The sequence below is a fragment of the Streptomyces sp. 150FB genome, from assembly GCF_000818195.1.
Classification (GTDB): Bacteria; Actinomycetota; Actinomycetes; order Streptomycetales; family Streptomycetaceae; genus Streptomyces.
The window spans coordinates 6,384,091-6,392,224 of the sequence record NZ_JTHL01000001.1 but is presented as its reverse complement, the minus strand read 5'-3'; the positions used below and the strand labels follow the sequence as shown (position 1 = coordinate 6,392,224).

Below are 8,134 nucleotides of genomic sequence, written 5' to 3'. Positions count from 1 at the left end.
GCCGCTGTACGAGCCGCTGCCGGTGCCGGGCAGCAGGCGCGTCAGCTCCGTGCCGACGCCCCACGGTGTCTGGTCACCGACGGCGATGTTCGCCACGGGGGTGAGGGCGGCCACGTACGCGGGCTCGTTCAGCGGCTCCGCGCTTCCCGTCACGCGCACCGCGCGCCGGGCGGCGACCAGGCCGATCGCCGGACCAAGAGTGATCTCCTCGGGGGCGGCCCGGACCGGCTCCGGGGCGTTCCGCGCCTCGACCGTCCAGTCGGCGAGGGCGCGGACCCGCGCGGCCGCTTCGGCCAGCCGTTCCTCGGGCAGTTCGCCCGTCCGTACGGCGGCGACCAGCGCGTCGCGCAGCCGCAGCACGGTCTCCTCGTCCGAAGGTCCGCCACCGACACAGATCGCGTCGGCGCCCGAGGCTATGGCGAGGACGGAGCCGTGTTCGATGCCGTAGGCGGCGGCGATGGCCTGCATGTCGATGCCGTCGGTGACGATCAGGCCGTCGAAGCCGAGTTCCTCGCGGAGCAGACCGTTCAGGATGCGCGGGCTCAGGGTGGCCGGGCGGTCCGGGTCGAGCGCGGGGAGCAGGATGTGCGCGCTCATCACGCACCGGGAGCCGGCCGCGATGGCCGCGCGGAAGGGCAGCAGTTCCCGCGCGTGCACCAGGTCCAGGTCCACGTCGATGCGCGGCATCAGGTGGTGCGAGTCCACGCTGGTGTCGCCGTGGCCGGGGAAGTGCTTGGTGCAGGCGGCGACCCCGGCGCTCTGGAGGCCCTCGACGTAGGCCGCGGTGTGCCTGGCCACCAGGTCGGGGTCGGCGCCGAAGGACCGTACGCCGATGACCGGGTTGCCGGGGTCGGAGTTGATGTCGGCGGACGGCGCCCAGTTGAGGTTGGCGCCGGCGGCGGCGAGCCGGAGGCCCAGTTCGTGCGCCACGGACCGGGTCAGCTCCGGGTCGTCGACCGTACCGAGCGCGTAGTTGCCGGGGAAGGAGGAGCCCTCCCCGACCTCCAGCCGGGTGACGTCGCCGCTCTCCTCGTCGATCGCGACGAGCAGGTCGTCGCGCTCGGCGCGCAGCCGGGCCGTGAGCGTGGCGAGCTGTCCCGCCGAACTGATGTTGCGGCCGAAGAGCCCGACGGAGCTGAGGCCTTCGCCGATCCTGCGCAGCAGCCAGTCGGGGGCCGTGGTCCCGTCGAAGCCGGGCTGGAGGACGGCGAGTGCGTCCCGGGTCAAGGAGTCGGTGGTCCGGGTGGTCCGGGTGCCGGTGGTCATGCGCGAGGTCATCCCTTCACAGCGCCGGCCGTCAGACCTGCGGCCATCTTGCGCTGGACGAGCAGGAAGAGAACCACGATCGGGACGGCCATCATGGTGGAACCGGCCATCATCGGGGCGAACTCCGTGCCGTTCTTGGTGGTGAAGTTGGAGAGCCAGACGGTCGCTGTCTCGTTCTTCTGACTCATCAGCATCAGGGCGAAGAGGTACTCGTTCCACGCCTGGATGAAGCCGTACACGGACGTGGCGACCAGGCCGGGGGCGAGCAGCGGGAAGACGACCCTGACGAAGGCGCCGGAGCGGGTGCAGCCGTCGACCATCGCGGCTTCTTCCAGCTCCTTCGGGATGTTGACGATGAAGCCGCGCAGCGTCCACACCGTGAAGGGCAGGACGAGCGTGAGGTACATGATGACCAGGCCGGACAGCTTGTCGTACTGACCGAGGTCGTTGAGCAGCAGGAACGCCGGGATGATCATGGCGACCAGCGGGACCATCTGTACGGCGAGGATGCCGACGATGACCGCCTTGCGGCCGCGGAAGGCGTAGCGGGAGATGGCGAGGGCGGCGAGCAGGCCGACCACGATCGCGATGACGACCACCGAGACCGAGACGATCAGCGAGCGGGTGACCGGTCCCCAGAAGTCGGCGATGTTCAGCGCCCGGTGGAAGTTCGAGAGGGTGAACGTCCGGGGGAAGAAGTGCGGGTTCGGGTCGATCGCCTCGACTGGCGGCTTGAACGCGGTGTTCAGCATCCAGTAGACGGGGAAGCCGATGACAACGAAGACGGCCAGGCCGAGCACGTTCCAGCCGAGCTTGCCCTTCTTGCGGCGGGGGCTCTTGGCGGGGCGTCCGGCGGCGGCTGTGGCGGCGGGTGCCGCGATGGTCGTGGTCACTCCACGTCTCCGATCTTGAGCATCTGGCGCATGTAGACCGCGATCACGCCCAGCATCAGGAGCACGGTGATCAGGGCGATCGCCGAGCCCTGCGCGTAGTCGTTGACGGCGAACGCCCTGTCGAACGAGTACGTGGTGAGCAACTGGAAGTCGGCCTCGGGGTGGCCGCCCCGCATCACGTACACCTGCGGGAAGACACCCATGTCCCAGATGACCGAGAGGGTCGCCAGCATCACGATGATGGGCTTGAGGAGGGGCATGGTGACGTGGCGGAAGACGCCCCAGGCTCCGGCGCCGTCGAGGCGCGCGGCCTCTTCCAGCTCCGCGGGTACCTGGGAGAGTCCGGCGGTGAGGGTGATGGCGACGAACGGTACGGCGCCCCAGACCACCAGCAGCATGATCACGACGAGGCCCTGGGTGCCGTTGGCGAACCAGTTGTGGCCGATGAAGTTCACGCCGGGGATCTGGCTGAGCGCCCAGTTGAAGACGCCGTAGTCGGAGTCGAACATCCACTTGAAGATGGTGATCGCGACCACGACGGGCATGCCCCAACTCGCGATCAGCGCGATGTTGACGAGGGTCTTGACCCAGCCGGAGACCCGCTGGAGCAGCAGGGCCACCAGCATGCCGAGGACCATCGTGAAGATCACGCAGCCGGCGGCGAAGACGATCGAGCGGACGACGACCGTCCAGAACTCGCCGTCGCTCAGGATGGCGGTGAAGTTGTCCAGGCCCACGAACTTGGCCGGCTGGAAGCCCCAGAGCTGGGACTGGCCGAACGTCTGGAAGGACAGGGTGACGAGTCGCACCAGCGGATAGCCGAAGACCAGTGCGAGCAGGAGCAGACAGGGCGCCATCAGCAGCCAGGGCACCGACTGTTCGCGTGCGGTCCGCTTTCTGCGGGGCTTCGACGGGAAGTCAGGTCCCGTGGCCGGTTGTGGATCGCGCCGCGCCGGCGGCACCTTGACAGTGGTTGTCTCTGCGGCAGTCATCGCGCGCTCCTCAGGGGTCCCTCTCCTGGTACCGCCGGCCGGGCTACCGGACCGGCCGACAGGGCCCCGTCGGCGCGACGGGGCCCTGTCCACAGGTCACTTGGTGTTGATGACCTTGTCGATCGCCGCGTCAGCGGTCTTCGCCGCCGCCTCGACCGACTGCTTGCCGGTGGCGATGGACTGCAGCATCGTCTGGAGCACCTGGGCCTTCTCGACCTGACCCCAGCCCGGAGCCTGCGGGACGAACCAGCTCGACTCGGCCGCCGTGGCCGGAACGGCCGTCTTCGGGTCCGCCTTCATCGGCTCCAGGGCGGTCTTGTTGTTGGGCAGGTTGCCCTTCGCGACCAGGCCCTTCTGGCCCTCGGTGCCGGTGAACGCGTTGATCCACTCGGTGGCCGTGGCCTGCGCCTTGGAGCGGACCGGCACGGCGAGGTCGGAACCGCCGAGGAAGACCGGCATGTTCTTGCCCGACGGGCCGGGCATCACGAAGTTCTCGAGGTTGCCCTTGAGCTTGCCGGTGGTGTCGGCCTTCGGGTCCTCAGCGGAGGCGCCCTCCCAGGCGGCACCGAAGATCATGCCGGAGTTGGCCTGGCCGTACACGGTGAACCGGTCCGACTCGTCCTTGGTCTTGTCCCCGTGCATGTACTTGTCCTCGATGGTCTTCCAGTCGTTCAGCCCCTTGAGCGACTCGGGAGACGAGAGGTTGGCCTTGAAGGTGCCGCCGTCGTCCTTGGCTATGGAGCCGCCGGCGTCGTAGACGAAGGACATGGCCGCGTACCAGTCACGGGAGGGCTGGTACCAGGCGTTGAACTTCGAGCCCTGCTTCTTCTGGATCTTGTCCAGGTCGGAGGTCAGCTCGGGGTACGTCTTCGGCGTGGCGGTGATGCCGGACGCCTTGGCGATGTCCTTGCGCCAGTTGCCGACGCGGCCACCGGCGTAGTACGGCACGCCGTAGGTCTTGCCGTCGAAGGTGGCCGAGGCCTTGAGGCCGTCCAGCCACGCGCCGGAGTTGTCGAACTTCGAGGCGTCGAGCTCGGCGAAGGCACCCTTCACCATGTACCCGAGCATCTCGGTGTTGCCCATCTCGACGACGTCCGGCACCTTGTCGGTGGCGAGTACGGCGTCGAGCTTGGTGTTCTTGTCCGGCCAGCCGTAGTACTCGTGGTTGATGACGAGGCCGGGGTGCTTCTTCTTGACCGCCGCGTCGGCGGCCTTCACGAGATCCGGCCAGTTGTTCTGAGCATCCACCGTCAACCACACGGTGATCGACTTGGCGTCGTCGGCCTTGGCCGAACCGCCCGACTTGTCGTCGGAACCACACGCCGCGACACCGACCAGCATGCCCGCGACGCCGATCGCCGCGATGAGCTTGCGCTTCACGCAATCCTCCTCAGGGATTCCTGCAACCCCCCGCCCACCGTGAAGACTTACGACGAGTACTGCTGGGGCTGGGACCTGGTCTTTAATGGTTTAGACCAGTACGGGGAGCTTGGCCTAGACCTTTATGGGTGTCAAGGGTGTATAAGAAGGGCAGTCGGGTCCGTTATCGGACCGACACCTGAGGTAAGGCGACGCGTCGTGACCGGACCGTGCCACCATGTGAGCCGCGACAGACGGAGGAGCCGGTGACGGCAGCAGCGCAGGAGTCGGGAAGGCAGGCCATGGCCACGGGCGGGGGCGGCACAGAGACCGAAGGCGGGGTGACGACCCGTACGGCCCGCGTGCCCAAGTACTACCGGTTGAAGCGGCACTTGCTCGACATGACGGAGACGCTACCCCCCGGCACACCGGTCCCCCCCGAGCGTACTCTCGCCGCCGAGTTCGACACCTCACGGACCACCGTGCGCCAGGCCCTCCAGGAGCTGGTGGTCGAGGGCCGGCTCGAACGCATCCAGGGCAAGGGCACCTTCGTCGCCAAGCCCAAGGTCTCGCAGGCCCTGCAACTCACCTCGTACACCGAGGACATGAGGGCCCAGGGACTGGAACCGACGTCCCAGCTCCTGGACATCGGCTATGTCACCGCCGACGACACCCTGGCCGGGCTCCTCGACATCACCACGGGCGGCCGGGTGCTGCGCATCGAGCGGCTCCGGCTCGCCAGCGGCGAACCGATGGCCATCGAGACCACCCACCTGTCGGCGAAGCGCTTCCCCGCGCTGCGCCGCTCGCTCGTCAAGTACACGTCTCTCTATACGGCGTTGGCCGAGGTGTACGGCGTCCGTCTCGCCGAGGCCGAGGAAACCATCGAGACCTCCCTCGCCACACCGCGCGAGGCGGGGCTGCTCGGTACGGACGTCGGGCTGCCGATGCTGATGCTCTCGCGGCACTCCGTCGACGGCGCGAACGAACCGGTCGAATGGGTACGTTCGGTGTACCGCGGCGACCGCTACAAGTTCGTGGCCCGGCTGCGCCGACCCACCGACTGACCTGCGCCCAGGGGCCGTCCGGCCACCGCCCGGCATCCTTTTCATACCGTTGCCGTACCGATATGCGGACGGGGGGTGACGGTGGCGGAGACCCTCACCTAGATTTCCTGCGCATCACAACAGGTGATCACAACGAGGGGAAGCGGCGCATGCCAGAAGTCACTGGAGAAAAACCACCCACGGTCACGCCCGCGCGCGTGATCATCGGGCTCTGTCTCATCGCGCCGTTCGTGGCCCTGCTCTGGGTGAGTTCGTACGCGAAGGTCGACCCGGCCTTCATCGGGATTCCGTTCTTCTACTGGTACCAGATGGCATGGGTGCTGATCTCGGCCGTGCTGACCATGATCGCGTACAAGCTGTGGCAGCGTGACCAGCGCGGTCGCCAGGGGGGTGCGTCCAAGTGACGGACGGCGTCAACGGAATCGCACTCGGCGTTTTCATCTTCTTCTTCGTGGCCGTGACGGCCATGGGGTTCCTCGCCGCGCGCTGGCGGCGGGCCGAGAGCGAGAGCCTCGACGAATGGGGCCTGGGCGGACGGTCGTTCGGCACCTGGGTCACCTGGTTCCTGCTCGGCGGCGACCTCTACACGGCGTACACCTTCGTGGCCGTACCCGCCGCGATCTACGCGGCGGGGGCCTCCGGCTTCTTCGCCGTGCCCTACACCATCCTGGTGTACCCGCTGATCTTCACCTTCCTGCCGCGCCTGTGGTCGGTGTCGCACAAGCACGGGTACGTCACCACGTCGGACTTCGTACGCGGACGCTTCGGGTCCAAGTCCCTGTCGCTGGCGGTCGCCGTCACCGGCATCCTCGCCACGATGCCGTACATCGCTCTCCAACTCGTCGGCATCCAGGCGGTGCTGGACGTGATGGGCGTCGGCGGTGGTGACAACACCAACTGGTTCATCAAGGACCTGCCGCTGCTGATCGCGTTCGCGGTGCTCGCCGCCTACACCTACTCGTCGGGGCTCCGCGCGCCCGCGCTGATCGCCTTCGTCAAGGACGGCCTGATCTATCTGGTGATCGCCGTGGCGATCATCTACATCCCGATCAAGCTCGGCGGATTCGACGACATCTTCGCCAAGGCGGGCCACGCGCTGTCGCAGAAGGGCCCGACGGGAGCGCCACGGGGGGCGCTCGCGCCCGGCGAGGCTGGGCAGTGGGGGTACGCGACGCTCGCGCTCGGCTCGGCGCTGGCGCTGTTCATGTATCCGCACTCGATCACGGCGACGCTCTCCAGCCGCAGCCGCAACGTGATCCGGCGCAACACCACGATCCTGCCGCTGTACTCCCTGATGCTGGGCCTGCTCGCGCTGCTCGGCTTCATGGCGATCGCCGCCGGCGTCAAGGTGGACAACGGACAGCTCGCGATCCCGCAGCTCTTCGAGAACATGTTCCCCGACTGGTTCACGGGCGTGGCCTTCGCCGCCATCGGCATCGGCGCGCTGGTACCGGCGGCGATCATGTCGATCGCCGCGGCGAACCTCTTCACCCGCAACATCTACAAGGACTTCATCAAGCCGAACGCCACTCCGGCGCAGGAGATGAAGGTCTCGAAGATCGTCTCGCTGCTGGTGAAGGTGGGCGCGCTGGTCTTCGTCCTCGGCATGGACAAGACCGTCGCGATCAACCTCCAGCTCCTGGGCGGCATCTGGATCCTCCAGACGATGCCGGCCCTGGTCGGCGGCCTGTTCACCCGCTGGTGCCACCGCTGGGCGCTGCTCGCCGGCTGGGCCGTCGGCATGGTGTACGGCACGGCGGCGGCGTACGGCGTGGCCAGCCCGACGCAGGCGCACTTCGGCGGGTCGTCCAAGGAGATCCCCGGCATCGGTGAGATCGGCTACATCGGCCTCACCGCGTTCGTGATGAACGTGGTGGTGACCGTGGTCCTCACCTTCGTCCTGCGGGCCTTCAAGGCCCCTGAGGGCATCGACGAGACCGCTTCCTCCGACTACACGGTGGACGCGGGCGACCCGGGCGTGAAGGCCGAACTCCCGCCGGCCACGGCGGCCGACGCGGTGCACTGAGCGCTGTGCGCTGAAACTGTCGCCTGAGCTAGAAGAGGCGGGCCACCGGACATCTCCGGTGGCCCGCCTCCGTCGTTCAGCGGACCCGCTCCTTGAGCTGCTCGGTCGCGAGGGTGATCCCGACGGGCTCGGGCAGCGTGATCTCCTTGCCGAACGGCACGCGCCGGGCACTCTCGTAGCGGACCCCGTCCGGTTCGCTGAAGACCACCACCTCGCAGGAGTCACGGTCGATCAGCAGATAGACCGGACTGCCGGTCCCGGCACAGACGCGCGCCCTCTCGGCCCGGTCCCGGTCGGCGTTCCCTGAGTCGTACGAGGTGACCGCGACCGTCATCAGCACCTGGCCGGGGTCGGCGAAGCACCCCTGGCCGGCGAACGCCTCGCTGGGCGCGAGGGCTCCGTCGGCGCGGGCGCGGCCGGTGCGGGAGGCCGCCACCTTGAGCCCCTGGTCCGCGTTGAGCCACAACTCCGGGCGCGGTGGCCTCGTCGAACTCCTCCGGGAGGACCTGGGACTCGTAATCAGTAGCCGGT

General features: G+C 68.1%; 8 protein-coding genes. 3 read left to right on the top strand and 5 right to left on the bottom strand.

Going from position 1 to position 8,134, the window contains the following annotated elements; genetic code table 11:
- From QR77_RS27640 to QR77_RS27625, 4 genes are all read right to left on the bottom strand, one after another.
- Positions 1 to 1,266 (bottom strand): glycoside hydrolase family 3 protein (locus tag QR77_RS27640; RefSeq protein ID WP_040028761.1); only part of this gene is annotated, 1,266 nt, incomplete at its 3' end.
- Positions 1,267 to 1,274: 8 nt separating this feature from the next.
- On the bottom strand, positions 1,275 to 2,147 hold the full coding sequence (locus QR77_RS27635) for a carbohydrate ABC transporter permease (protein WP_040028760.1): 873 nt from the start codon (positions 2,145 to 2,147) through the stop codon (positions 1,275 to 1,277).
- Between the two features lie 8 nt (positions 2,148 to 2,155).
- Positions 2,156 to 3,151 carry a sugar ABC transporter permease gene (locus tag QR77_RS27630; protein ID WP_040024762.1) on the bottom strand — a complete coding sequence of 332 codons (996 nt, stop codon included), beginning with the start codon at positions 3,149 to 3,151 and terminating at the stop codon, positions 2,156 to 2,158.
- 96 nt (positions 3,152 to 3,247) lie between these two features.
- Positions 3,248 to 4,531 (bottom strand): extracellular solute-binding protein, encoded by a 1,284-nt coding sequence (locus QR77_RS27625; RefSeq protein WP_040024761.1) that lies wholly within the window; start codon positions 4,529 to 4,531, stop codon positions 3,248 to 3,250.
- A 281-nt stretch (positions 4,532 to 4,812) separates the two neighbouring features.
- On the opposite strand from QR77_RS27625, the gene QR77_RS27620 reads away from it, so the two are divergent.
- The 3 genes from QR77_RS27620 (at position 4,813) to QR77_RS27610 (ending at position 7,603) form a co-directional block, all read left to right on the top strand.
- Positions 4,813 to 5,577 carry a GntR family transcriptional regulator gene (locus QR77_RS27620; protein ID WP_040024760.1) on the top strand — a complete coding sequence of 255 codons (765 nt, stop codon included), beginning with the start codon at positions 4,813 to 4,815 and terminating at the stop codon, positions 5,575 to 5,577.
- 149 nt (positions 5,578 to 5,726) lie between these two features.
- Positions 5,727 to 5,981, top strand: a complete 255-nt coding sequence (locus tag QR77_RS27615; RefSeq protein ID WP_040024759.1) for a DUF3311 domain-containing protein — start codon at positions 5,727 to 5,729, stop codon at positions 5,979 to 5,981.
- Positions 5,978 to 7,603, top strand: a complete 1,626-nt coding sequence (locus QR77_RS27610) for a sodium:solute symporter family protein (RefSeq protein WP_040024757.1) — start codon at positions 5,978 to 5,980, stop codon at positions 7,601 to 7,603. Before QR77_RS27615 ends, QR77_RS27610 begins: the two co-directional genes overlap by 4 nt.
- A gap of 76 nt (positions 7,604 to 7,679) precedes the next feature.
- On the opposite strand, the gene QR77_RS27605 is transcribed toward QR77_RS27610, so the two are convergent.
- Positions 7,680 to 8,134 (bottom strand): Uma2 family endonuclease (locus QR77_RS27605; RefSeq protein WP_107069132.1); only part of this gene is annotated, 455 nt, incomplete at its 5' end.